Below are 25,032 nucleotides of genomic sequence, written 5' to 3' on the forward strand. Positions count from 1 at the left end.
GCGGCGATCCTTCGGGGTCGCCGCCGTCAGCCGTTTCCGGCACGACCCGCGGTGCAGGTTTTCTGCGCGGCCCGCCGCGGTGGTGTGATTGACTACCTCGCGCGGGGACAGCACACGAACGTGAGGTGGGGCAGTTGAAGCAGGGGTTTGTCCGGGTGATCCTGACCGTGGCACTGGCGGCGGGACTGTGGACGGCGGCTGGATCGGTGGGGCCAACGGCCAACGCGCAAGTCGAGATGCTGATGGTGCCCTCGGCGGCCATGGGCCGCGACATCCCCGTCGCGTTCCAGGGCGGCGGCCCGCACGCCGTCGTGCTGCTCGACGCCTTCAACGCCGCCCCCGACGTCAGCAACTGGGTGACGGCCGGCAACGCGATGGCCACCCTGGGCGGCAAGGGCATATCGGTGGTCGCGCCCGCCGGCGGCGCGTGGAGCATGTACACCAACTGGGAACAGGACGGCAGCAAGCAGTGGTCGACGTTCCTCGCCGATGAGCTGCCCAACTGGCTGGTCGCCAACAAGGGGCTCGCACCCAGCGGGCACGGCATCGTGGGCGCCGCTCAGGGCGGCTACGGCGCGATGGCGATGGCCACCTTCCACCCCGACCGGTATCGCTATGCCGGATCGCTGTCCGGCTTTCTGGCCCCTGAACGTACCGGCGTCGACGGCGCCATCACCGCCGGGCTGCAGAAGTACGGCAACGCCGAAACCCGCGACATGTGGGGCCTGCCACAGCTGGGCCGCTGGAAATGGCACTCGCCCAACGTGCACGTGCAACTGCTCGCCAACAACAACACCCGGCTCTGGGTGTGGAGTGCGGGTCCGGGCGGCTGCACCGATCCCGCGGCGATGATCGACTACTGCGACATCGCCCAGGGCACCAATCGCGAGTTCTACCAGCACTATCGCAACGTCGGCGGGCGCAACGGACACTTCGACTTCCCCCCCGGCGGCACCCACGACTGGGGTTCGTGGAGCGGACAACTGGCCGCCATGTCGGGCGAGTTGGTCACCGCCATCAAGTAGGTAGCGACCCGGTTCCGCCCACCGAGAGGCCGCTCGGTCAGCCGGTACCTTGGAAACGTGCGACGCGCGGTATGGACAACAGCGGCAGGGTTGCTGCTGATCACCACGGCCGCTGCGGCCGTCTCGGCATGCTCCGGCGAGGACGTCATGGCGACCATCGGCATGCCGACCACCGAGTCGGCGCCGGCGCACGGCACGTCCGGCGCCGCAGCGCCGGGTCCGCCAACGGTCGGCGGCCGGTCCAACGCGCTGGTCGTCACGGAACGGCAGCGGGGCTACCTGGACGCCCTGACCGCCGCAGGCGTGCAACCGTCCAGTGACCTGCTCGCACTGAGCATCGGGTCATACGTGTGCCAGGCGCGTGCCGCCAAACACGACGAGCAGGAAGTGTGGGACTCGGTGTATCCGCAGGTGCGCAGCGACGTCACCGACCGGCTGTCGTCGATGGCGCCGTCGCCGCTGGACGTCGATGCAGTGACGGCCGACTACATTCGCATCGCAACAGAACGACTCTGCTAACAGGAGCCTTACCGACTCATGGTCAACACCAACCGGCGGAAACGCCATCGGATACTCGCGCTCGTCGCCGCTTCAGCGATGGCGCTGGTGGTGGTGTTGCTCGTCGCCGTCATCGTCGTCGTGCTGCGCAAACCGGACACCCCGCCCACCGCCGTCCCGCCGACGGCGGTGCCTCCGACGGGCCCGCAGACCACCAAGAAGCCCCGCCCGGAATTCCAGGACGCCAGCTGCCCGGACGTGCAGATGATCGCCATCCCGGGCACCTGGGAGTCCTCGGTGCAGATGGACCCGTTCAACCCGAACCAGTTCCCGATCGCCCTGCTGCTCGGCGTCACCAACCCGATCCGCCAACAGTTCGGCAGCGACCGCCTCGAGGTGTTCACCGTCCCCTACACCGCCCAGTTCCACAATCCCTTCGCCCAGGACGGGCAGATGACCTACGACGACTCGCGCGCCGAGGGCACCCGCGCGGCAGTGCAGGCCATGACCGACATGAACAACCGCTGCCCGCTGACCAGCTATGTGCTCGTCGGCTTCTCGCAGGGCGCGGTCATCGCCGGAGACATCGCCAGCGACATCGGCAACGGGCGTGGCCCGGTCGACGAGGACCTGGTACTGGGCGTCACGCTGATCGCCGACGGGCGCAGGCAGGAAGGTGTCGGCAATGACATCGGCCCGACCCCACCCGGGCAGGGGGCCGAGATCACGCTGGAGGACGTGCCGATGCTCGACGGTCTGGGCCTGGCGATGACGGGGCCACGGCCCGGCGGGTTCGGTGCGCTCAACGGCCGCGTCAACGAGATCTGCGCACCGGGGGACCTGGTCTGCTCGGCGCCGCCGGAGGCGTTCAACATCGTGAACCTGCCGAAGACCATCGACATCCTCGTGGGGGGCGCAGGCCAACCCATCCACGCCATGTACGCCACGCCGCAGTTCTGGAATGTGGACGGGGCTACGTCGGTGCAGTGGACACTGAATTGGGCGCGGGATCTGATCAGTAACGCGCCGCAGCCGAAACATGGCTGACCTGTGACCGCAGTGATTTGGACTGCGTGAACCGGTCGCCTAACATTAAGAAAAAGCTAAGGACAGTTAATCAAGGCCGACCGTTAGGATCTGCGAGTTCGAGGCGGGTCGAGGTCGTCCTAATCGGCATCAAGACGGTGTGCCGTTGACAGGAGAGTGAAGATGGGATTCCACAACCCGTTCATCAAGGACGGACTGATCAAGTTCCCCGACAACGGAAGCCTGGTCCGTCACGTCGAACGATGGGCGAAGGTTCGTGGGGACAAGCTCGCCTACCGCTTCCTGGACTTCTCCACCGAGCGCGACGGTGTGGCCCGCGATCTGCACTGGGCGGACTTCGGCGCCCGAAACCGCGCCGTGGGCGCCCGCCTGCAGCAGGTCACCCAACCGGGTGACCGCGTCGCCATCTTGTGCCCGCAGAACCTCAACTACCTCGTCGCGTTCTTCGGCACGTTGTACGCCGGCCGCATCGCGGTGCCGCTGTTCGACCCGAACGAGCCCGGACACGTCGGCCGGCTGCACGCCGTGCTCGACGACTGTCACCCGTCGGCGATCCTGACCACCACCGAGGCCGCCGAGGGGGTGCGCAAGTTCTTCCGCACCCGCCCCGCCACCGAACGTCCGCGCGTCATCGCCGTCGACGCGGTGCCCGATGAGGTCGGCGCCACCTGGGAGCCGGTCGACGCCGCCGAGGACAGCATCGCCTACCTCCAATACACCTCAGGCTCGACGCGAATCCCGACCGGTGTGCAGATCACCCACCTGAACCTGGCGACCAACGTCGTGCAGGTCATCGAGGCGCTGCAGGGTGAAGAGGGCGACCGCGGGGTGTCCTGGTTGCCGTTCTTCCACGACATGGGCCTCATCACGGTGATGCTCTCGCCGATGATCGGCCACTACATCACGTTCATGACACCTGCGGCGTTCGTCCGCAGGCCCGGTCGCTGGATCCGCGAGATGGCCCGCAAGGAGGGCGAGACGGGCGAGGTCTACTCCGTGGCGCCCAACTTCGCCTTCGACCACGCGGCGGTGCGGGCGCTGCCCAAGGAGGGTGAGCCGCCCCTGGACCTGTCCAACGTCAAGGCGATCCTCAACGGCAGCGAGCCCATCTCGGCGGCGACCGTGCGCCGCTTCAACGACGCGTTCGGCCCCTACGGCTTCCGCCCGCACGCGATCAAGCCGTCCTACGGGCTGGCCGAGGCGACGCTGTTCGTATCGACCACCCCGATGAACGAGCCGCCGAAGATCACCTCCGTCGACCGCGACGAGCTCAACAACCACCGCTTCGTACCCGTGCCCGATGACTCGCCCAAGGCCGTGCCGCAGGCAGGCGCCGGCAGGATCGGCGTCGCCGAGTGGGCGGTCATCGTGGACAACGAGACCGCGACCGAGCTGCCCGACGGTCAGATCGGCGAGATCTGGATCAGCGGCCAGAACATGGGCACCGGCTACTGGGGCAAAAAGGACGAGACCGTCGCGACTTTCCAGAACATCCTGAAGTCGCGGACCGACCCGTCGCACGCCGAGGGCGCGCCCGACGACGCCACCTGGGTGCGCACCGGCGACTACGGCGCCTATCACGATGGCCAGCTCTACATCACCGGCCGCGTGAAGGATCTGGTGATCATCGACGGGCGCAACCACTACCCGCAGGACCTGGAGTACTCCGCCCAGGAGGCCACCAAGGCGCTGCGGACCGGGTTCGTCGCGGCCTTCTCGGTACCCGCCAACCAGCTGCCCGACGAGGTGTTCGAAAACGCCCACTCGGGACTCAAGCGCGATCCCGAAGACACCTCCGAACAGCTCGTCATCGTCGGCGAGCGCGCGCCGGGTGCGCACAAGCTGGACATGGGCCCGATCGCCGACGACATTCGCGCCGCCATCGCGGTTCGCCACGGCGTCACCGTGCGCGACGTGCTCCTGACCCCCGCGGGTGCGATCCCGCGCACCTCCAGCGGCAAGATCGGCCGGCGCGCATGCCGCTCGGCCTACCTCGACGGCAGTCTGCGCAGCGGGAAGGTGGCCAACGCGTTCCCCGACGAGACTGACTGAGACTGAAGCGAAATGGCAGACACTCAAGACAATCCCGAACTGACCGGCGACGAGATTCAGCAGGCCCCACCCCAGACCGACATGACCGTCACCGAGATGCGCGACTGGTTGCGCAACTGGATCGCCAACGCCACCGGTCAGGCGCCGGACGCGATCAGCGACTCGGCGCCGATGGTCGAACTCGGCCTGTCCTCGCGCGACGCCGTGGCGATGGCCAGCGACATCGAGGACCTGACCGGTGTCACGCTGACGGCCACCGTCGCATTCCGCCACCCCACCATCGAGTCGCTGGCGACGGTGATCGTCGAGGGCGAGCCGGAACTCGACCACGGCGACGACGACGAGGACTGGAGCCGCGACGACACGGCGGACCGCGACATCGCGATCGTGGGCCTGGCCACCCGCTTCCCCGGCGACATGAACACGCCCGACGAGACGTGGCAGGCGCTGCTGGAGGGTCGCGACGCGATCAGTGACCTGCCCGACGGCCGCTGGGAGGAGTTCCTCGGCGAACCGCGCATCGCCGAGCGGGTCGCCAAGGCCCGCACCCGCGGCGGCTACCTGTCCGACATCAAGGGTTTCGACGCCGAGTTCTTCGCGCTGTCGAAGATGGAAGCCGACAACGTCGATCCCCAGCAGCGAATGGCGCTCGAATTGACGTGGGAGGCACTGGAAAACGCCCGTATCCCGGCGTCGACCCTGCGCGGCGCCAACGTCGGCGTCTACATCGGCAGCTCGCTGAACGACTACAGCTTCCTGGCCATGTCGGACCCGTCGATCGCGCACCCGTACGCGATCACCGGCACGGCCAGCTCGATCATCGCCAACCGGGTGTCGTACTTCTACGACTTCCGGGGGCCGTCGGTGGCCATCGACACCGCGTGCTCGTCCTCGCTGGTCGCTGCGCACCAGGGCGTTCAGGCGCTGCGCTCGGGTGAGGCCGACGTCGCGATGGTCGGCGGCGTCAACGCACTGATCACCCCGCTGGTCACGGTGGGGTTCGACGAGGTCGGCGGCGTGCTCGCGCCGGACGGCCGGATCAAGTCGTTCTCCGCCGATGCCGACGGCTACGCGCGGTCCGAGGGCGGCGGCATGCTGGTGCTCAAGCGGGTGGCCGATGCCCGCCGCGACGGCGACGAGATCCTCGCGGTGATCGCGGGCAGCGCGGTGAACCACGACGGCCGCTCCAACGGCCTGCTCGCGCCCAACCCGGACGCGCAGGCCGAGGTGCTGCGCAAGGCCTACCGGGACGCCGGCATAAACCCGCGCCTCGTCGACTACATCGAGGCGCACGGCACCGGCACCATCCTCGGCGACCCGATCGAGGCCGATGCGCTGGGCCGCGTGGTCGGCCGGGGCCGCGCCGCCGACCAGCCTGCGCTGCTGGGTGCGATCAAATCCAATGTGGGACACCTGGAGTCGGCCGCGGGCGCCGCGAGTCTGGCGAAGATGACGCTGGCGCTGCGTAACGACAAGATCCCGCCGTCGATCAACTACACCGGACCCAACCCCTACATCGATTTCGACGGCGTGCACCTGAAGGTGGCCGACACGGTCACCGACTGGCCGCGCTACAGCGGCCACGCGATCACCGGAGTGTCCGGATTCGGCTTCGGCGGCGCCAACGCCCACCTCGTATTGCGCGAGGTCTTGCCGTCCGACCTCGTCGAGCCCGAACCGGAGCCGGAACAGCAAGAGCAGCAAGCGAAGTCCGCCGGTGCTGGCGCCGTCTACGTCGGTGGTGTGCGGATGGACGAGTACGGCGAGTTCGTGCACTCCGACGACTCCGCCGCCTCCGACAACTATGCCGCCGACGATGACGACGATGCGCTGGACCGACCCGCAGCAGCGCTTGACGACGAGCCGGAACTGCCCGGCCTGACCGACGAGGCGCTGCGGCTGCTGGAGATCGCCCGCGAGGAGCTGGAATCGGCCGATCAGCCGAAACCTGTTGTTCTACTGGCGGTTTCGGGGTTCCTGACGTCTCGCAAGAAGGCGACCGCCGCGGAGTTGGCCGACTGGATCGACAGCCCCGAGGGCCGGGAGGCGTCGCTGGAGTCGATCGGCCGAGCGCTGTCGCGGCGCAACCACGGACGTTCGCGCGCAGTGGTGCTGGCCCACGACCACGACGAGGCGGTCAAGGGTCTGCGTGCCGTCGCCGAGGGCAAGCAGCACCCCAGCGTGTTCAGCTCCGACGGTCCGGTGACAAACGGCCCGGTGTGGGTGCTGGCCGGTTTCGGCGCCCAGCACCGCAAGATGGCGAAGAGCCTGTATCTGCGCAACGAGGTGTTCGCCGAGTGGATCAACAAGGTCGACGCGCTCATCCAGGATGAACGCGGGTATTCGATCCTCGAGTTGATCCTCGACGATGCCGTCGACTACACCAACGAGACCTGCGAGTACCCCATCGAGGTAGTCCAGACCGTCATCTTCGCCGTGCAGATCGCGCTCGGTGAGCTGCTCAAGCATCACGGTGCGAAACCCGCTGCGGTGGTGGGGCAGTCACTCGGCGAGGCGGCGGCGGCGTACTTCGCGGGTGGACTGTCGCTCGAGGATGCCACCCGAGCCATCTGCTCGCGTGCGCACCTCATGGGCGAGGGCGAAGCGATGCTGTTCGGTGAGTGGATCCGGTTGATGGCTCTTGTCGAGTACTCGGCCGAGGAGATCGAAACCGTATTCAGGGAAACCGAAGCTTTCAAAGATCTCGAGGTGTGCGTGTACGCCGCCCCGACGCAGTCCGTCATCGGCGGCCCGCCCGACCAGGTCGACGCGATGATCGCCCGCGCCGAGTCGGAGGGCAGGTTCGCCCGCAAAATGCAGACCAAGGGCGCCAGCCACACCTCCCAGATGGACCCGCTGCTGGGCGAGCTGGCCGCCGAACTGATCGGTATCGAGGCGCACCCCACGCAGGTCGGCTACTTCTCCACCGTCCACGAGGGCCGTTACATTCGTCCCGGCGAGACCATCCACGACGTCGACTACTGGAAGAAGGGTCTGCGCCACAGCGTCTACTTCACCCACGGCATCCGCAACGCCGTCGACAACGGACACACCACCTTCCTGGAGCTGGCGCCGAATCCGGTGGCGCTCATGCAGGTCGGTTTGACGACGGCTGCGGCTGGTCTTCACGATGCGCAGCTGATCGCGACGCTGGCGCGCAAGCAGGACGAGGTCGACTCGATGACCACCGCGATGGCCCAGCTGTTCGTGTACGGGCATGATCTGGACCTGCGTACCCTGTTCCCGCGCCGCTCCAAGGGCCTTGCCGGGGCGCTCGACTTCGCCGACATCCCGCCGACCCGGTTCAAGCGCAAGCCGCACTGGCTCGAGGCGCGTTTCACCGGCGACAGCTCAGTGATGATGCCGGGCAACCACGTCGCGATGCCCGACGGCAGGCACGTCTGGGAGTTCGCGCCCAAGGGTGAGCCGGACCTGGCTGGACTGGTGAAAGCCGCAGCGGCGCAGATCCTTCCGGATGCGAAGCTGGTGGCTTCCGAGCAGCGGGCGGTACCCGGCGAGGGTGCGCGGCTGGTGACGACGCTGACCCGCCACCCCGGCGGCGCCAGCGTGCAGGTGCACGCGCGCATCGACGAGTCGTTCACGCTGGTCTACGACGCGGTGGTGAGCAGAGTGAGCGGCGACGGCGCCGTCGGTGCACTGCCCGCCGCGGTGGCGACCGGAGTCGCTGTCGCCGAACAGGTTTCGCCGGCTGCTTCGCCGGCCGAGGCCGAGGACGAGGGGGGACTAGATGTCGCCGCCGGGGCGGCTCCGGCGATCCTGCAGGACAACCTCACCGCGGGTGCGGGTCTGGCGGCCGGCTTCGCGAAGTGGTCGCCGGAGTCCGGTGAGACCATCGGCCAGCGCCTCGGCGCGATCGTCGGTGGCGCCATGGGTTATGAGCCCGAGGACCTGCCGTGGGAGGTGCCGCTGATCGAGCTCGGGCTGGACTCGCTGATGGCGGTGCGGATCAAGAACCGCGTCGAGTACGACTTCGACCTGCCGCCGATCCAGCTGACCGCCGTGCGGGACGCCAACCTGTACGCCGTCGAGAAGCTCATCGCCTACGCAATCGAACACCGTGACGAGGTCGACCAGCTCGCCGAGCACCAGAAGACGCAGACCGCCGAGGAGATCGCCGCCGAGCAGGCCCGGTTGATGGGCGGCGCGTCGACGGTGGCCGAGCTCGAGGAAGTGCTCGCGGAGAAGGCCGGCGAACAAGCCGCCGGGCTCAGCGGCGCGAACGAGGTCACCGCGACCACACCCGTGGCCGATCCGCAGGCGGAACCCTCGACGCAGGGTGACGGGTCGATCCCGCCGCCGCCGACCGATCCGAGCGGACCGCCCGTCCCGCCGCCGCCGACGGACCCCAGCGGCCCCACCGGTCCATCGCAGTCGACCGTCGCGGCGGCCGCCAAGGCGCTGAGCCAGGAGGCTGTCACCGAGGCGCTCGGCGCCGACGTGCCGCCGCGTGATGCGGCCGAGCGTGTCACCTTCGCGACGTGGGCGATCGTCACCGGTAAGTCACCCGGCGGCATCTTCAACGAGCTGCCGGCCATCGACGACGCCACCGCTGCCAAGATCGCCGAACGACTTACCGAACGCGTCGACGAGGGCACCATCACCGCCGACGACGTCCGCGCCGCAAGGACCGTCGAGGAGCTCGGCACCACCGTCCGCGACTATCTCGAGGGCGGCAAGGTCGACGGCTTCGTGCGGACCCTGCGCGCCCCGCAGGAGGGCAGCAACCGCATCCCGGTGTTCGTCTTCCACGCCGCCGGTGGTTCGACGGTGGTTTACGAGCCCCTGCTCAAGCGGTTGCCGGCCGAGACCCCGGTGTACGGCATCGAGCGCGTCGAGGGCTCGATCGAGGAACGGGCCCGCGAGTACGTTCCCAAGCTGATGGAGATGCAGGGCAACGGCCCGTTCATCCTGGCCGGCTGGTCGCTGGGCGGGGTGCTGGCCTATGCCTGCGCGATCGGGCTCAAGCAGGCGGGCGCCGACGTGCAATTCGTCGGGCTCATCGACGCGGTGCGCCCGGGCGAGGAGATCCCGCAGACGCAGGAGGAGACCCGCGCCCGCTGGGATCGCTACGCCCGCTTCGCCGAGCGCACCTTCAACGTCGAGGTGCCCGAGATCCCGTACGAGGAGCTCGAGAAGCTCGACGACGAGGGCCAGGTGCGCTTCGTCCTCGACGTGGTCGCCCAGAGCGGCGTGCAGATCCCCGGTGGCATCATCGAGCACCAGCGCACGTCGTATCTGGACCAGCGCGCCATCGACACCGCCGAGATCAAGCCGTACGACGGCCACGTCACGCTCTACATGGCCGACCGATACCACGATGACGCGATCTACTTCGAGCCGCGCTACGCCACCCGCCGGCCCGACGGCGGCTGGGGCGAGTTCGTCTCCGACCTGGAGGTCGTGCCCATCGGGGGCGAGCACATCCAGGCGATCGACGAGCCGTACATTGCGAAGGTCGGCGCGCACATGAGCGAGGCCCTCACCGCCATCGAAGCCCAGGAAAAGGATCAGGAGAAGCAGGCGAAGTGAGCACCGAAGTTTCTCCCACCCCCACCCGGAAGTTTCTCCCACCCCCACCCGGAAGTTTCTCCCACCCCCCACCCGAAGACCACCGCTCAACAGCTCACCGAACTCCGCGAGAAGCTGGAGCAGGCCAAGGAGCCCGGTGGCGAGAAGGCCGTCGCCAAGCGCGAGAAGAAGGGCATCCCGAGCGCCCGCGCCCGGATCAACGCGCTGCTCGACCCGGGCTCGTTCCTCGAGATCGGCGCGCTGTGCAAGACCCCGGGGGACCCCAACGCGCTTTTCGGCGACGGTGTGGTCACCGGCCACGGCCGCATCAACGGCAGACCGGTCGGGGTGTTCAGCCACGACCAGACGGTGTTCCAGGGTTCGGTCGGCGAGATGTTCGGTCGCAAGGTGGCCAAGCTGATGGAGTGGGTGGCCATGGTCGGCTGCCCGATCATCGGTATCAACGACTCGGCGGGCGCCCGCATCCAGGACGCGGTGACATCGCTGGCGTGGTACGCCGAGCTGGGCCGCAGGCACGAACTGCTGCGCGGACTGGTGCCAGAGATCTCCATCATCCTGGGCAAATGCGCAGGCGGAGCGGTGTATTCGCCGATCCAGACGGATCTCGTTGTCGCCGTGCAGGATCAGGGCTACATGTTCGTCACCGGACCGGACGTGATCAAGGACGTCACCGGTGAGGACGTCTCGCTCGACGAACTCGGCGGTGCGGTCGCCCAGGCCCGCTACGGCAACATCCATCAGGTGGTGGACAGCGAGGCGGCGGCGTTCCAGTACGTGCGCGACTATCTGAGCTTCCTGCCGCCCAACACCTTCGACGATCCACCGATCGTCAACCCGGGGCTGGAACCGGAGTACACGCCGCACGACTACGAGCTCGACTCGATCGTGCCCGACAGCGACAACATGGCTTACGACATGCACGAGATCCTGCTGCGGATCTTCGACGACGGCGATGTCTTCGAGGTGGCCGAACAGCAGGGGCCCGCGATGATCACCGCGTTCGCCCGCGTCGACGGCAGGCCCGTCGGTGTGCTGGCCAACCAGCCGATGCACCTGTCCGGCTCGATCGACAACGAGGCCTCCGACAAGGCCGCGCGGTTCATCCGCTTCTGCGACTCCTACAACCTGCCCCTGGTGTTCGTCGTCGACACCCCCGGCTTCATGCCCGGTGTCGAGCAGGAGAAGGGCGGCATCATCAAGCGCGGCGGCCGCTTCCTGAACGCCGTCGTCGAGGCCGACGTGCCGAAGGTGACCATCACCATTCGCAAGTCCTACGGCGGGGCGTACGCGGTGATGGGTTCCAAACAGCTCTCGGCCGACCTGAACTACGCATGGCCGACGGCGCGCATCGCGGTCATCGGCGCCGAGGGCGCGGCCCAGCTGCTGGTCAAGCGCTTCCCCGATCCGACGGCGCCCGAGGTGCAGAAGATCCGAGCCGACTTCATCGAGGGCTACAACCTGAACATGGCCACGCCGTGGATCGCCGCCGAGCGCGGGTTCATCGACGCGGTGATCCAGCCGCACGAGACGCGGCTGCTGCTGCGCAAGTCGATGAAGCTGTTGCGCGACAAGCAGATCACGCGCGTGCAGCGCAAACACGGCCTGACCCCGATCTAGTTTTATCCGCGAGCGTGCGTGCCTGCACACGACCACGCCGCGAACCTTCGCATCACCCTATTGGCGGCTGCACCGGAACTTCGGGCGCGAACACCGGCATCGGGCGCGTGGGCGGGGTTCCGATGCCCGGCGGCGCCACCGCGACGGTGGGAAGCTCTCCCCTCGGAGGTTGTGGTAGCTGCTGTCCGGCGCCCTGCCCCTCGGCGGGCGGCGCCGCGCACTGTTTCTGATCGTCGTTCCACACCCCGCCGCTGTGCTTACAGCAGTATTCGTTGGCTGTGTTGATCCAGTTGATGGTGTTGTCGATGCCGTCGTCCAACGCCTGTGTGCAATCGTCGTACGCCTCGATGTCCCACACGGGCTCGGCAACGGCCGCGCCGCTGAACAAGAGAGCGGCACATGCCAGCATGGCGACGAGGCCGGCGAACAGCGTCGCGGATCGGCGCTGTGCGCCTCGGTAACGGTTTGTCATGGTCAGAACCTTCACTGATGCAGTAGAGCCGTCGAAATTCGTGAACCGCGACACATGCCCATGGTTCGGGTCGTCGGCGCTGCCGAATCCTTCGGAGACCGTGTAGGTCGCGGGGCTTGTCTGGTGATGTGCAAGAAGCGCGTGATCGGGCGCTCGACCGAGGGGGCTATGCGGACTCTTCTGCCATAAGGGTCCTCGTCTTCATCGCGACATCTGACGCCGTTCCCCGTTTCGGGGCCGTCGGGGCAAGGATCTCACACCGCACGTGAGACGTGCACCGGTTTCCTCGAACAAGTTCGAGTCGTCGTCACCAAACTCGTTGCGAGCGAAACCATTAAGCCTCGGCGCGAGCTGGTCTCGGGCATGGCATCGCCGTCGGTCTCAGCCGAGGCGCCGGCTGAAATGTCCGTCGACCTTTCCAGCCGTCGAGCAGAGGCCTACGCTGGACGTCATGATCAGGCAAGTCCTGGTGCGCTCGGCGACCCTGTTGGGGTCGTGGGCCGTCGGACTGCTGGTGGCGGCCTGGGCGGTTCCGGACGTGTCGGTGACGGTGCCGGCGTTCATCGTCGCCGTGGTGGTGTTCTCGGTGGGCCAGGCGCTCACGTCGTTGGTCCTGCTCCGGTTGCCGCGCGACTACGCATCGCTGCTCCTCGGCGGCACCGGGCTGGTGCTGACCGCGCTCGCCCTGGCGGTCGCCGCCGCGCTCACCGATGGCCTGAGCATCGACGGGTTCGCGTCGTGGTTGACCGCGACGCTGGTGGTGTGGCTGGTGACGACCATCGGCGCCATCTCCCTGCCCGAGACGTTTTCCCGCGAGCACAGCGGGGCCGCCAGACCGTAAGCGAAGTCGTCCGACCATAGAGAGGCGCGATGGGACTCACTCATCACGATCCGACCGATCACCATCGGACCACGCAACCCCATGCCGGCATCACTATGAAGGACAATTTCTACTGGCCGGGGCTGATCCTGCTGGCGCTGTCGGCGGCGGCGATCGTCGCGACCATCGCCGTCGCCGCCTATGGACGCTACGACTGGCTCCTCTCGACGGCGCTCGTCGCGGTGCTGGGAGCGGTCGCCGGCGCCATGTGGATCGTGGTCGAGAACCGCCGTGTGCTCCGGCTCGAAAAACGGTGGGAATCAGAGAAGCGCAAGCCAGCCGGCTAGGGCGCGCGCTCGCCGCAACGAGGCTACGGCTTGATACGGATGTGCCCCGGGCTGTACAGGCCGCTGTGGGTCGAGGTGTCCAGTTCGAGCGTGGCCGGCCGCGCGTCCGCGGCCTCGGGGGCCGGCTCGAACTTGCGCAGCGACCCCCAGTCGCGGCCCCAGTCCTGTGACAGGTACGTCGCCATCACCTGCGCCCGCAACAGCAGGTCCGTGATGCCGAGCAGCCCGCCGTTGATGCCGTCCTGCCAGCTGTCGGTGTCCTTGCGCTTGGCGTTGTAGTCGGGAGTGATGCGGAACTTCGGCACCTCGGTGACGCCGTTGGCGTGCAGCATCGGCTGCTGGCACGGGAAGGCCAGGCCCACCGCCCAGTCCATCAGCACCGGTTGCTCGGAGCCGACGTACTCCTGCACCGACCGCAGCTCGGGCACCCGCGGCGGGGTTACTGCGACCCAGTCGCCCGGTGTGAGCGAAAGATCCTCGGCCACAACGCGAACCGCCACCGCATCGGCGGGAATCTCGGACCGGGGGAAGCGTAGATTGCGCCACGACGGGATCGGCCCGAGGTCGTAGGGCACCAGTCTGCCGGCGGGCACCGGGGCGCCGTCGGGGCCCGGCCGCGCGAACTCCAACTCGACGGTCTGCCCCTCGGTGCGGGCGTTGAACACGCTGTCACCGGTGATGGTGCCCGCCGCGGTGACCACGACGAGCGGGTGCGCATCGTCGGCAGGCGGCAACCGGTACCACCCGGAGGACAGGCTGCTCTCCTGCTGGGGACCCTGGACGTAACTGCCCGCCACCGGGACGCGCGCCGGGTCCAGCCCATAGGGCAGCGGGACCGTCGAACCGTTCACCCCAGGGGTTTTCAGCTCGGTCGGCCGATCCCAGTCGTAATCGGTCCCCGGCATCGGGAGGTTCACCCGGATAGCTTCGGCGACAATCTCTTCCGGCACGCCGTCAGCGTCGAAACCGGTCGGGTCGACGCCGCCCAGTGGACCCAGCGGGCCGTAGTCACCCGGAAGCGGCGTCAGGAAGCCGTCGTTGGGATCGGGTTCGACCAGCACGTCGTCGGCCAGGCCACAGCCACCGGCCAGCGCCCGCAGATTGGACCACGCATTGGAGTACGTCGGGTACTGCCGGACCACACCCACCAGCATGGAGGCGACGAACACCACCACCATGAAGCCCGCCGTGATGGGAATCGGCGCCGCGGTCAGCGCCCGCACGATGCGTCCCTCGCCGCGCGTGCGCGACGAGAAGTGCAGCCACAGCGTGTACAGGGCCGTCACCGCGAACAACGCGAAGAACACGGTGCTGACGGTGAGGCCGCCCAGCGCCGGCATGTCGTTGTTGAACGGCACCCCGTAGCTCGACACGTACCACCAACCGTTGGTCGTGGCGAAGCACAGCGAGAGCAGGAAGAACACCGCAGCCAGGAACGCCATTCGGTTGCGCGACCACCGCAGTACCGTCGGCGAGACCAGCACCGTCGCCAGCGCCGCCATCGCCGCACCCACCGCGGCGAACAGGCCGAAGTGGTGCACCCACTTGGTCGGGGTGAACATCAGCACGAAGACCGTGGCGAGGATGATGCCCATCAGCCGCCACGCCGGACCCCGTGCCACACCGGCGACCCGCTTGCGCCGCAACATGATGAACATCGACGCGAACAGCGACAACGCGGTGATGAGGAATCCGAACCGCCGCGACAGCGATCCGTCGACCGTCGGCAGGATCAGGTAGAAGTAGCGCAGGTTCTCGGTGTACCACGCCTGGTTCGGGCCGACGTCCGTGCGAATCCGCGTGGCCTCCAACACCGTTGCGAATGTCTGGTCGAAGAAGATCACGGTGAGCACCACGGTGCCCGCCGCCAGCAGTGGCAGCACCAGCGGCCAGGTGCCCACCAGCTGACGCCGCTTCACCAGGATCCGCAGGATCGGCCGGCCGCCGGCGAGCAGGGCCGCCACCGCGATAAGGCCCGTCGGCTGGATACCGAGCGTGAACGCCGCCGTGACGATGGCCAGCGCCGCAGGCGTCAGGCGGCCCGACGTGATGGCCCGCTCGATCAGTACGTAGGTGATCAGCGCGCCGGTGGCGATCTGGCCTTCGGGTCGCAGGCCGTTGTTGAAGGGCATCCACGCCGCCAGCAGCACCAGGCCCGCCGCCCACAGCGCGGGCCTGCTCGCCGCCACGGCGGGTCCCAGTCGGGGCAGCACCTCGCGGGAAAGCAACAGCCAGCACACGATTCCGCACACCAGGTCGGGCAGCCGGATCCAGATGCTGGCATCGCTGATGCTGGTCATCATGGCCAGCAGGTTGTAGTACCAGCCGAACGGATCCTCGGGACTTCCGAACCATCGGAAGTAGTTCGACATGTATCCCGCATGCCCGGCGACCCGTGCCATCGCCAGGATGTAACCGTCGTCCGACGAGTTGGCGCCGATGACATGCCATCCGACGAACCCGCCGACCACCACGACGTCGGCGGCGGTGAACGTGCGCCAGCGCTGCGGAATCCAGCGCTGCATCCGCCTGCCGTCGATCCGGTCGAGGCGCCAGAGCGCGAGCAGCGCCAGCATGGTCGACAGGATCGCCAGCACCATCGCCGCCAGCTTCAGTGGCGTGGGTTCGGTGGTGAACCGGGTGTCGATCTCCGCTGACAGCGAAAGTCCCTGCGGCGCAGGGCCGGTCAGGTCGGTGAACACCCCGACGATCGCCGGCCGCAGGTTCGGGTCCGGGAAGCCGCTGGACTGTTCGGCGCCGTCGGCCTTCGTCAGGCCGACGAAGTTCGCGAAAGTGCCGGCCTCGGAGGAGGTGATCTCGATCCGCTCGCAGTCTGGGGAGGCGACCCGGGCGCGGGGCACGCTGGCCACCACCACATTGCGGTCGGTGATGTCGACGCGTTGCGCGGTGACGGTGACGAACAGGCTCTGCAGCGCGGCCTGCTTGCCGTCCTTGGGTGCGGTACTGAGCACCACCCCGCCGCGCGGCGGCAGCGCGCGAACCACGTCACACGGCACGGTCACCGACATCGACACCGGCGCTTGTGAGATCAGCGGCGCGGTGACGTCGGTCAGCTCCCCGTTCTGGGGCCATTCCAACGTCGCGGTGGTCTGCTCGACCGGAAGCAGCGGTGTCGCCACCGACAGCACGAAACCGAGCAGGCCCGCGATCATCGCGACCCAGCGGGCCGTCCGCACGTCGCCCCGCGAACTCATGGCAGCGCCCTGATCGGTCCGTTGCGGCTCCACCCGAACACCCGCTGCGTGCCCTGCTCGATCGCCGGGTACGGCGCCTGCGAAGCAGGCACCACGCGGTCATAGCGCTCGATCGAACCCCAGTCCCGGTACCAGTCGTTGCGCAGGTAGGTCGGCACCGCCGACGTACGCAGCAGCGCCTGGATGAACAGGAACGGGCCGCCGTCCTCTGCGGACTGCCACATGTTCGACGACGACACCACCTGCGTGAGGTCGGGCAGGATGCGGTACTCCGGCAGCTCGGCCACGCCGAGGCGTTCGGAGAACGGGCGCTGGCAGGGGAAGTTCGCGGCGGTGGCGATGTCCATCAGCACCGGCGTCGAGGAGCCGAGGTACTGCTGAGCGGTCTCGAGCACCGGGACGCGCGGCGGTGTGAACGCGAACCACTGATCCTCGGAGAGGTTGGGGTCATCGGCGACGATGCGCGCGACGTTGGCCTCCGGCGGTGCGGTGGCCAGCGGGAAACGCAGGTTGCGCCAGGCGTTCTGGCGGAATACGTCGATGGGCTGGACCTCGTTGAGCGCCTGGTAGCTGCCGTCGGGCCGGTGGACACCCCACTGCAGCTTGAGCGACTGCCCGTAGCTGAACGACCCGTCCTCCTCGTAGTACCAGATCGCGCCCGCCGCAGCCACGGTCACCAGTGGCCGGTCCGCGGGGCGCTCGCCCGCGGGGAACGGCAACCGGTACCAGGCCGAGGTCAGCTCCGCCGCGACTCCCCCTTCCGAGCCGGGCTCTTCGTAGCTGCCCATCACCGGTGTTCGGTCGGGGTCGAGCCCGAAGGGCAGGAACACCTTCGAGCCGTTGACGCCCTCCGGACCGTAGCCGCCGCCGGTGCCCGCCGCGAAGCCGACCCCGACGACCGGTTCGTTGGCGTTGCCGTCGGAGTTGACCAGACCGGGCTTGACGGCGACCGGTTCGGCGGGGTCGAGGGTGTCGCTGACGCCGTTGGGGTTGAAGCCGACCGGGTCCTCGCCGCCGAGCGGCCCGTACTCGCCGAACCGCTGGCCCGGAACGGGTTGCAGCAGACCGGCGTTCGGGTCGGGTTCGACGAGCACGTCGTCGGCCATACCGCAGCTGGAGCCGGACACCAGCGCCTCGAGGTTGGCCTTGCCGATGGTGTAGACGGGATAGCGCTGTACGGCGCCCTTGGCCAGCGAGCCCACCTCGAGCACCACCATGATGACGGCGACCACCAGAAGCGGTGTCGAGGCGAGCACCCGGTTACGCCGGGTGTCGGCGACCTGGGTGTGGCCGGCGTAGTCGATCCGGAAGTGCAGCCATCCGGCGAGCACCCCCGTCGCGATCGCCAGAGCGAGGAAGATGCCCGTCACCGGGATGCCCGCGAGTACCGGTTGCTTGTCGAACCAGGGCACACCGTAGTTGCCGACGTAGAACCAGCTGTTGAGCCCCGAGGTCGCCCACGCAAGCGCGAACAGCAGCGCGGTGACGAACAGCGCGAGGTGGCGGCGGCTGTGCAGGCCGACCCGGGCGAACGCGAACGCGGTGACCGCCCCGAGCGCCGCCGCGAGCCCCGCGAACGCGCCGAACTGCACCGCCCACTTCGTCGGCGTGAAGGTCAGCAACAGCAGGCCGACCGCGGTGGTCCCGACCAGCCGCCAGACCGGGCCGCTCGCCATGCCGGGCACGCCGCCGCGGCGCAGCAGCACGGCCAGCATCCCGAACAGGCACAGCAGCATGACCAGCACCGCGAACCGGCGCGTCATCGACGAGTCGATGCTCTCCTCGACGGTGAGGAAGTAGTACCGCAGGAATTCCTGATACCAGGCGATCGTCGGCCCGACCACGTACTTGATGCGCGCCGACTCCGCGACGGTGGCCAGGGTCTGGTCGCGGAACACCACGACGAAGATCAACGCGGCCGACGCCACCAGTGGCATCACCTGCGCCGGCACCCCGTCGACGGCCCGTCGCGCCCGCACGTGGCGCACGATCGCGCGAACCCCGACCAGCAACGGGGCGATCGCGATCAGCCCCTGCGGTGCGAGGGTCACGCTGAGCACGGCGACGGCGACCGCCAGCGCGGCCGGCCACAGCCGCCGAGTGGCGATCGCGTTCTCCACCAGCACCCAGCACACGATCGCCCCGAATGCGATCAGCGGTTCGGGCCGCAGTCCGTTGTTGAAGGGCAGCCACGCCGCCAGGAACACCGCGCCCGCCGTCCAAACCGTCACCCGGTTGGCGGCCAACCGGCGGCCCAACCGCGGCAGCACCCAGCGGCTGATGATGAGCCATGTGCCGATCGCGGCCAGTGTCGCGGGCACCCGCATCCACACCCCGGCGGTGCTCACCGCGGCCATCTTCGACAACACCGACAGGTACCAGTCGAACGGCGCCTCGGTGGCGCCGAAGAAGCGGTAGTAGTTCGCCGTGTAACCGGCCTCGTCGGCGACCCGCGCGATCGTGAGGTTGTAGCCGTCATCCGACGACGTCGCCCCGATCAGGTGCCACAGCAGCAGCGTGCCGACCACCGCAGCGTCGGCCAACCAGTGCACAGGCCCCACCCGCCAGAACCGCCGCCACGCGCCGGGAGCGCGCCGTCCCGACCTGCGGTCCAGCACCGCGAGCGCGACGACGGACGCGATCACGCACAGCACGCCGAGCACCATCACCGCAAGCTTGAGCGTGGTCGGCGAGGTGATGAACCGGGTGTCGACGTCGATGCGGGCGGACAAGCCCGGTTGCGCGGCCACCTCCAGGTCGGTGAAGATCCCGGCGACCTGCGGCTTCTTCTCGGCGGGCAGCGTGCCGACGGCACCGGGGATCCCGACGAAATCCGCGCCGACCTCGCCGGGATTGGCCCAGATGCGCACGGCGCTGCACTGCTCGGCGGCCACTGCGTCGCGGTCGGCTACCGCGGCGACGGTGTCGCGGAACGCGACGAACACCACGTCGGCGGACGCGCGGACGAACAACCCGTTGCGGCTGGCGTCGATGCCGCCGGGGGGCACCGTCGACAACACCAGCCCGCCGTCGTCGGGCAGGGTGGCGATGGCCCGGCAGGGAATCGAGACGTCGAGTGACTGCGGCGCGCCCGACACCAGCGGAGCGGTGATGTCGCTGACGAACCCGTCGGCGCCGGGTGTCTGCGGCCACAGGATCGTCGCGGTCGTCTGCTGAACCGGCAGCAGTGGAACCAGCCCGCACAGCAACACCCCGGCGAGGCCCGCGAACACGGCGATCAGCCGAGCGAGGCGGTGGGTCCGCTCAGACTGGTCGCGTGGCACGAGGCTCGATGGTAGGCGAAGCATCTGATGACCCCCTGGCACCAGGCTTTGCCGCCCTGTGTGCGTTGCCGAACTGGAACACCGCATACCTAGATCTGTTAGGGTAGGGCCCCCTAGCACTTCTAGGTATGCGGAGTTCGTTCATGCACATCGACAAGGATCTGGTCGCCGCCTCGGCCACACCGCTGGTCCTCGGGATCCTCGCCGACGGCGAGTCTTATGGTTACGCGATCCTCAAGCGGGTCAACGAGCTGTCCGCAGGCCGCATGCAGTGGACCGACGGAATGCTGTATCCGCTGCTGCACCGCCTGGAGCGGCTGGGCTACGTCTCGGCGGCCTGGGGGACATCGCAGGGTGGACGACGGCGCAAGCACTACGCCATCACGTCGGCGGGGCTGGCAGCTCTCGCCGAACGGCAGCGCCAGTGGACGGTGGTCGCTGAGGCGCTCGACCGCGTCTGGCAGTCCGCCGTCGTCCCTCCGGGCCTGGCACCGGGTGTGTCGTGACGGACGCGAATCTGATGCTGGAATCGCAGATCGCGCACTGGCGCGGCTTCGTCGAGCGGCATCGCGCCATCTCCGCCTCCGATGTCGACGAGATGGAAGATCACCTGCGCGAGCAGATTGCCGATCTGGCCGAATCGGGTCTGTCCGACGACGAGTCGTTCCTGGTCGCCGTGAAGCGGCTGGGCAACGTCGACGCCATCTCGCGGGAGTTCGCCCGCGAGCACTCCGACAGGCTGTGGAAACAGCTGGTGCTCGTGCCCTCGGATACGTCGCCGCAGCATCCGCAGCCCAACCGCGAACTCCTCGTGGTGATCGCAATGGCTCTCGGCGCGGCGGTCGCCCTGAAGTGGGCGCTGGCCGTCCTCGGTGACTCACCGGCCTTCGGCCGTAACGCCGCACTGCTGGTGTTTCCCTTCCTGGCGGGCTATTTCGTCTGGAAGCGCCGGACCGGGCCGCGCATGTGGGCGCTGCTCATGGTGCCGGCGGCGGCGTTGGCCCTCGTGGTGAACACCTATCCGTTCCCGCCCGCCTCGGACACCGAGGTGCTCGCCGCGATTCACCTGCCGATCGTGTTGTGGCTGCTCGTCGGCCTGACCTACGTCGGTGGGCGCTGGCGCCACCACGGTCGTCGAATGGACTTCATCCGGTTCACCGGTGAGTTCGTGGTCTACTGCACCCTGCTGTTGCTCGGCGTCGGCGTGCTGGTGATGTTGACGGCAGGCGCATTCCAGGCCATCGGGGTGGACCTCGAATGGCTTATCGAGGGCTGGGCGGCGCCGGTTGCCCCGCCGGTCGTGGTGCTTCTCTCCGCGTGGCTGGTGGAGGCGAAGCAGAGCGTCATCGAGAACATCGCGCCCGTGCTCACCCGGGTCTTCACCCCGCTGACGATCGTCATGCTGCTGGCGCTGCTGGTGGCTTTCGCCCGTGCAGGCACCATCATCGGTGTCGAGCGCGAACTGCTGATCCTGATGGATCTGATCCTGGTCCTGGTACTCGGCCTGCTGCTGTATGCCATCTCGGCGCGCGACCCGCTATCGGCGCCAACGGTTTTCGACCGGCTGCAGCTGGCACTCGTGCTCAGTGCCCTCGCCGTCGACGTCCTGATGCTGACGGCGATGCTGCTGCGCATCGCCGAGTTCGGCTACAGCCCCAACAAGGCCGCGGCGCTGGGGCTGAACCTGGTGCTTCTGCTGAACCTGGCGTGGTCGGCGTGGCTGCTCTCGAGGTTCCTCAGACAGCGCCGACCGTTCACCGCAGTCGACCGCTGGCAGACCGATTATCTGCCCGTGTACGGCGTGTGGGCCTTGGCCGTCGTCATCGCGCTGCCGCCCCTGTTCGGCTTCGGCTGAGCGTCGTACCGTGCTGGGCACTCAGGACAAGCGCAGCGGCGCCGGGCTCCACAGGCCGCTACGGGTCGTCGAATCGAGATCCAGCCGGGCCGGTTCGGCGTCGGGGTAGTAGGGCGTGAGCTGCTGCAGCGCGCCCCAGTCGCGGAACCAGTCGTCCTTCAGATAGCTCGGCAGCGTGGTGGCCCGCAGCAGCAGTTCGGTGATCCCGAGCGGCCCGCCGCCGAGGTAGTCCATCACCGGCGAGTTCGCCTCGGCGCCGAACCGGTCGGGCAGGATCCGCCACTTCGGCACCTCGATGACGCCGTTGCGGTGGTAGAAGGGCCGCTGGCAGGGGAACGCCAGGCCGACCAGCCAGTCCAGCAGCACCGGGTCCTGGGAGCCGACGACGTCCTGCAGCGTGCGCAGCTGCGGGATGCGGGGCGGGGTCAGCGCGATCCAGTGCTGCGGGTCGAGGTCGTCGTCGGTGGCGACCAGCCGCACCTGGGTGGCGTCGTCGGGGATCGCGGCCATCGGCGCGCGCAGGTTGCGCCACGCAGGCGCCGCGCCGACGTCGGCGAAGCCGATGGAGCCGCCCGGTTCGTCCGCGGCGGCCTGCTCGTCGGTGGCCCACTGCACGACGACCTCGCCCGGATCGAAGCGGCCGGCCGCGGCGACCGCCAACAGCGGCCCGGCCTCGTCTCCGGCGGGCAGCCGGTACCACGCCGAGCGCAGTTCCGCGGGCTGCTGGGTGCCCGAGCGCCAGCTGCCCATCACTGGGGTGGTGGCCGGGTCCAGGTCGAACGGCAGCCGGGCGCGTGATCCGTTGACACCGGCAGCGGCCGTCGTGCCGCCCTCGGTGCCCGCCTCGCCGGCCTGGTCGTCGCCCTCGGGGGTGTCGGCGAAGTTCGTGGCGGTGCCGGGGCCGCTCATCACCTCGTCGGCGGACAGGTCGGACGGGATCCCGTTCGGGCCGAACCCCTGGGCGCTCACCGAGAGCCCCTGCCCCACGGGCGCGCCGACCGGGCTCAGCATGCCGGCATTCGGATCCTGCTCGACGAGGACATCCTCGGCCATTCCGCAGGTCTTACCCGCCAGCGATTCGAGGTTCGATCGGCCCACGCTCCAGGCCGGGTACTGGTCGATCATCGCGAGTGTCAACGACACCACCTGGAACATCACCAGCAGCCACGCGGCAATGGCCAACGGCGCCTGCAAGATTCGCTGCCACCGGGATGGGGATCGGATGGAGCCGGGCGGTGCGGCGTCGCGGCCGGAGAAGTGGAACCACGCCGCGCCCAGCAGTGCCACGAGCGAGAGTCCCAGCAGGAGGGTGGTGAACCCGAACCGCCACTCCGGGAACTCGTTCGACCACGGCACCCCGAAGTTGGACACGTACCACCAGCCGTTCACGGTCGCGAACGACAGCGCCATCGCGAACAGTACCGCCGCGGCGAACACCGATCGGTTGCGGCGCGAGCGCATCGCGGCCGCGGTGACGGCCACTGCCGCCAACGCGCCGAGTGACCCGGCCAGTCCGGCGAACACGCCGAAATGGTGGGTCCACTTGGTCGGGGTGAACATCAGCGCCAGGAACGAGATGATCGTGATGCCGATGATGCGCCTGCTCGGACCCAGCGCTGTCCCCGGAATCCTGAACTTGCGCAGCGCCATCGCCACCGACACCGCCAGGGCCAGCAGCAGCGTCAGCACCGCGAACCGGCGCGCCACCGACCCGTCGGGACTGGTGGTGAACAACCGCTCGTAGCGGATGTGCTCGTCGAACCAGGACAGGCTCGGGCCCACCGCCGACTTGAACGAGTTGGCCTGCAGTTCACCGATCAGCGTCTGATCTCTGAAGATCAGGATGATGGTCACCGTGCACGCCGCCAGGATGGGGGCCAGCAGCGCAAGGTAGCCGAAGCGCGAAGTATGCGCGGCCACAATGGTTTTCAGCGGGCCGACGGCGACGAGCAGAGCGCCGACGGCCGCGATGCCGGTCGGGCCGGAGAACAGGGTCAGCGCGCCGATGATGATCGCGATCGCCACCGGCAGCAGCCTGCTGGTCGCCACGCCGCGCTCGACCGCACACCAGGTCGCCAGGATGCCCAGGGCGATGATCGGCTCGGGCCGCAGCCCGTTGTTCAGCGGCAGCCAGAACGCCAGGAACAGGCCCGCGGCCGTCCACGCCGCCGCCGGGGTGGACTTGACGGCGTGACCCAACCGCGGGATCACCTCCCGGCTGATCAACCACCAGCAGGCCAGCGCCATCACCAGGGTGGGCAGCCGCATCCAGACGCTGGCAGTGCTGACCTGCGACCACAGCGCCAGCAGGTCGTAGTACCAGCCGAACGGCGCTTCGGGGGTGCCGAACCAGCGGTAGTAGTTGGCCATGTAGCCGGCCTGCTCGGACACCCGGGCCATGGTGAGGATGTAGCCGTCGTCGGCGGTGTTGGCGCCGACGAAGTGCCACCACACCAGCACGGCGGTCACCACACCGTCCAGCGGCGTCAACGACCACCAGCGCGGGGGCAGGAAGCGTTTGGCCCGCCTGCCGTCGGCGGCGTCGAGAACGTGCAGCGCGCCGAGTGCGACGACGGTCATCGCGACACCGATGATCATCGCGAGCGTCTTGAGCAGCGTCGGCGTGCTGCTGTAGCGGGTGTCGAGGGTGGCCGAGAACGACAGGCCCGGCGGTGCGCGCCCGGACAGGTCGGTGAAGACGCCGACGATCTGCGGGCGGAAGTCGTAGCCGCCGCGCTCGCCGCGCAGCGGCTCACCGGCGTCCTCGGATTCGGGGCCCTTGACCAGGCCGACGAACTCCCCGGTGACCTCGTCGGCGCGCGCGGTGATGCTCAGCCGCTCACACTGCGGGCTGAGCACCTGATTTAGCGGTGCGCTGACCACCGGGGTGTTGCGGACGATGACGAGCAGTTCGTCGCCGACCCGCTCGACGAGCAGGCCCCGGTCGATGGCCTTCGGCGCCGGCCCGGGCACCGTCGACAGCAACACGGTGCGGTCGCGGTTCTCCGGTCCGACCAGCCCCGCCGCGACGCCGCACGGCACGCTGATCTCCAGGTCGGTGGCGACGTAGCCGATCAGGGGCGCCTCCACGCTTTCCAGCACGCCGTTCTGCGGCCAGTTCAGCTGCGCGGTGGTCTGGGTCACCGGCAGCAGCGGGGTGGCGACCGCCAGCACCGCGCCGAGCAACCCGGCGACGATCGCGATGAGCCGCGTGGTCCGATGGTTCGTCCCGGCGGCAATCACGGAGCCT

General features: G+C 68.7%; 14 protein-coding genes. 10 read left to right on the forward strand and 4 right to left on the reverse strand.

The window, feature by feature from the left end:
- Nucleotides 1-125: 125 nt before the first annotated feature.
- The 6 genes from K3G64_RS10205 (at nt 126) to K3G64_RS10230 (ending at nt 11,789) form a co-directional block, all read left to right on the forward strand.
- The gene (locus K3G64_RS10205; RefSeq protein WP_370647137.1) at nt 126-1,025 is read left to right on the forward strand and encodes an alpha/beta hydrolase-fold protein; all 900 of its coding nucleotides are present in this window, start codon (nt 126-128) and stop codon (nt 1,023-1,025) included.
- A 57-nt stretch (nt 1,026-1,082) separates the two neighbouring features.
- Entirely contained in the window at nt 1,083-1,544 is a 462-nt protein-coding gene (locus tag K3G64_RS10210) for a DUF732 domain-containing protein (protein WP_238949594.1), read from the forward strand.
- Between the two features lie 18 nt (nt 1,545-1,562).
- Complete coding sequence (gene culp6 / locus K3G64_RS10215) at nt 1,563-2,570, forward strand: carboxylesterase Culp6 (protein ID WP_238949595.1); 1,008 nt, start codon at nt 1,563-1,565, stop codon at nt 2,568-2,570.
- Nucleotides 2,571-2,732: 162 nt separating this feature from the next.
- Nucleotides 2,733-4,622 carry a long-chain-fatty-acid--AMP ligase FadD32 gene (gene fadD32, locus K3G64_RS10220; protein WP_238949596.1) on the forward strand — a complete coding sequence of 630 codons (1,890 nt, stop codon included), beginning with the start codon at nt 2,733-2,735 and terminating at the stop codon, nt 4,620-4,622.
- Nucleotides 4,623-4,634: 12 nt separating this feature from the next.
- Nucleotides 4,635-10,172 carry a polyketide synthase Pks13 gene (gene pks13 / locus K3G64_RS10225; RefSeq protein ID WP_238949597.1) on the forward strand — a complete coding sequence of 1,846 codons (5,538 nt, stop codon included), beginning with the start codon at nt 4,635-4,637 and terminating at the stop codon, nt 10,170-10,172.
- Nucleotides 10,173-10,286: 114 nt separating this feature from the next.
- Nucleotides 10,287-11,789: an acyl-CoA carboxylase subunit beta gene (locus tag K3G64_RS10230; protein WP_238950579.1), complete on the forward strand. Its 1,503-nt coding sequence runs from the start codon at nt 10,287-10,289 to the stop codon at nt 11,787-11,789.
- Between the two features lie 52 nt (nt 11,790-11,841).
- On the opposite strand, the gene K3G64_RS10235 is transcribed toward K3G64_RS10230, so the two are convergent.
- On the reverse strand, nt 11,842-12,261 hold the full coding sequence (locus K3G64_RS10235) for a hypothetical protein (RefSeq protein ID WP_238949598.1): 420 nt from the start codon (nt 12,259-12,261) through the stop codon (nt 11,842-11,844).
- 451 nt (nt 12,262-12,712) lie between these two features.
- Here K3G64_RS10235 and K3G64_RS10240 point away from each other — a divergent pair, with 451 nt between their 5' ends.
- Nucleotides 12,713-13,102, forward strand: coding sequence for a phage holin family protein (locus K3G64_RS10240; RefSeq protein WP_238949600.1), 390 nt, complete (start codon nt 12,713-12,715; stop codon nt 13,100-13,102).
- A gap of 29 nt (nt 13,103-13,131) precedes the next feature.
- Nucleotides 13,132-13,428, forward strand: coding sequence for a protein UsfY (gene usfY / locus K3G64_RS10245; protein WP_238949602.1), 297 nt, complete (start codon nt 13,132-13,134; stop codon nt 13,426-13,428).
- A 23-nt stretch (nt 13,429-13,451) separates the two neighbouring features.
- Here the strand turns inward: usfY and K3G64_RS10250 are convergent, their stop codons facing one another.
- Entirely contained in the window at nt 13,452-16,643 is a 3,192-nt protein-coding gene (locus K3G64_RS10250; protein WP_238949606.1) for an arabinosyltransferase domain-containing protein, read from the reverse strand.
- Nucleotides 16,640-19,927 (reverse strand): arabinosyltransferase domain-containing protein, encoded by a 3,288-nt coding sequence (locus K3G64_RS10255; RefSeq protein ID WP_238949615.1) that lies wholly within the window; start codon nt 19,925-19,927, stop codon nt 16,640-16,642. Before K3G64_RS10255 ends, K3G64_RS10250 begins: the two co-directional genes overlap by 4 nt.
- 143 nt (nt 19,928-20,070) lie before the next feature.
- Between K3G64_RS10255 and K3G64_RS10260 the strand changes: the two genes are divergently transcribed.
- Complete coding sequence (locus K3G64_RS10260; RefSeq protein ID WP_238950580.1) at nt 20,071-20,433, forward strand: PadR family transcriptional regulator; 363 nt, start codon at nt 20,071-20,073, stop codon at nt 20,431-20,433.
- A gap of 14 nt (nt 20,434-20,447) precedes the next feature.
- Nucleotides 20,448-21,782, forward strand: coding sequence for a permease prefix domain 1-containing protein (locus K3G64_RS10265; RefSeq protein WP_238950581.1), 1,335 nt, complete (start codon nt 20,448-20,450; stop codon nt 21,780-21,782).
- 21 nt (nt 21,783-21,803) lie between these two features.
- Here the strand turns inward: K3G64_RS10265 and K3G64_RS10270 are convergent, their stop codons facing one another.
- Nucleotides 21,804-25,025, reverse strand: a complete 3,222-nt coding sequence (locus K3G64_RS10270) for an arabinosyltransferase domain-containing protein (protein WP_238949617.1) — start codon at nt 25,023-25,025, stop codon at nt 21,804-21,806.
- Nucleotides 25,026-25,032 lie beyond the last annotated feature (7 nt).

It is taken from the genome of Mycobacterium sp. IDR2000157661 (assembly GCF_022317005.1).
In the GTDB taxonomy this organism is placed as follows: Bacteria; Actinomycetota; Actinomycetes; order Mycobacteriales; family Mycobacteriaceae; genus Mycobacterium.

Bases quoted from the DNA above. Each gene is read 5' to 3' on its own strand.
- K3G64_RS10240 (WP_238949600.1), top strand. From the start codon at position 12,713: ATGATCAGGCAAGTCCTGGTGCGCTCGGCGACCCTGTTGGGGTCGTGG.
- K3G64_RS10265 (WP_238950581.1), top strand. From the start codon at position 20,448: ATGCTGGAATCGCAGATCGCGCACTGGCGCGGCTTCGTCGAGCGGCAT.
- K3G64_RS10235 (WP_238949598.1), bottom strand. From the start codon at position 12,261: ATGACAAACCGTTACCGAGGCGCACAGCGCCGATCCGCGACGCTGTTC.
- usfY (WP_238949602.1), top strand. From the start codon at position 13,132: ATGGGACTCACTCATCACGATCCGACCGATCACCATCGGACCACGCAA.
- K3G64_RS10260 (WP_238950580.1), top strand. From the start codon at position 20,071: ATGCACATCGACAAGGATCTGGTCGCCGCCTCGGCCACACCGCTGGTC.
- pks13 (WP_238949597.1), top strand. From the start codon at position 4,635: ATGGCAGACACTCAAGACAATCCCGAACTGACCGGCGACGAGATTCAG.
- fadD32 (WP_238949596.1), top strand. From the start codon at position 2,733: ATGGGATTCCACAACCCGTTCATCAAGGACGGACTGATCAAGTTCCCC.
- K3G64_RS10250 (WP_238949606.1), bottom strand. From the start codon at position 16,643: ATGAGTTCGCGGGGCGACGTGCGGACGGCCCGCTGGGTCGCGATGATC.
- culp6 (WP_238949595.1), top strand. From the start codon at position 1,563: ATGGTCAACACCAACCGGCGGAAACGCCATCGGATACTCGCGCTCGTC.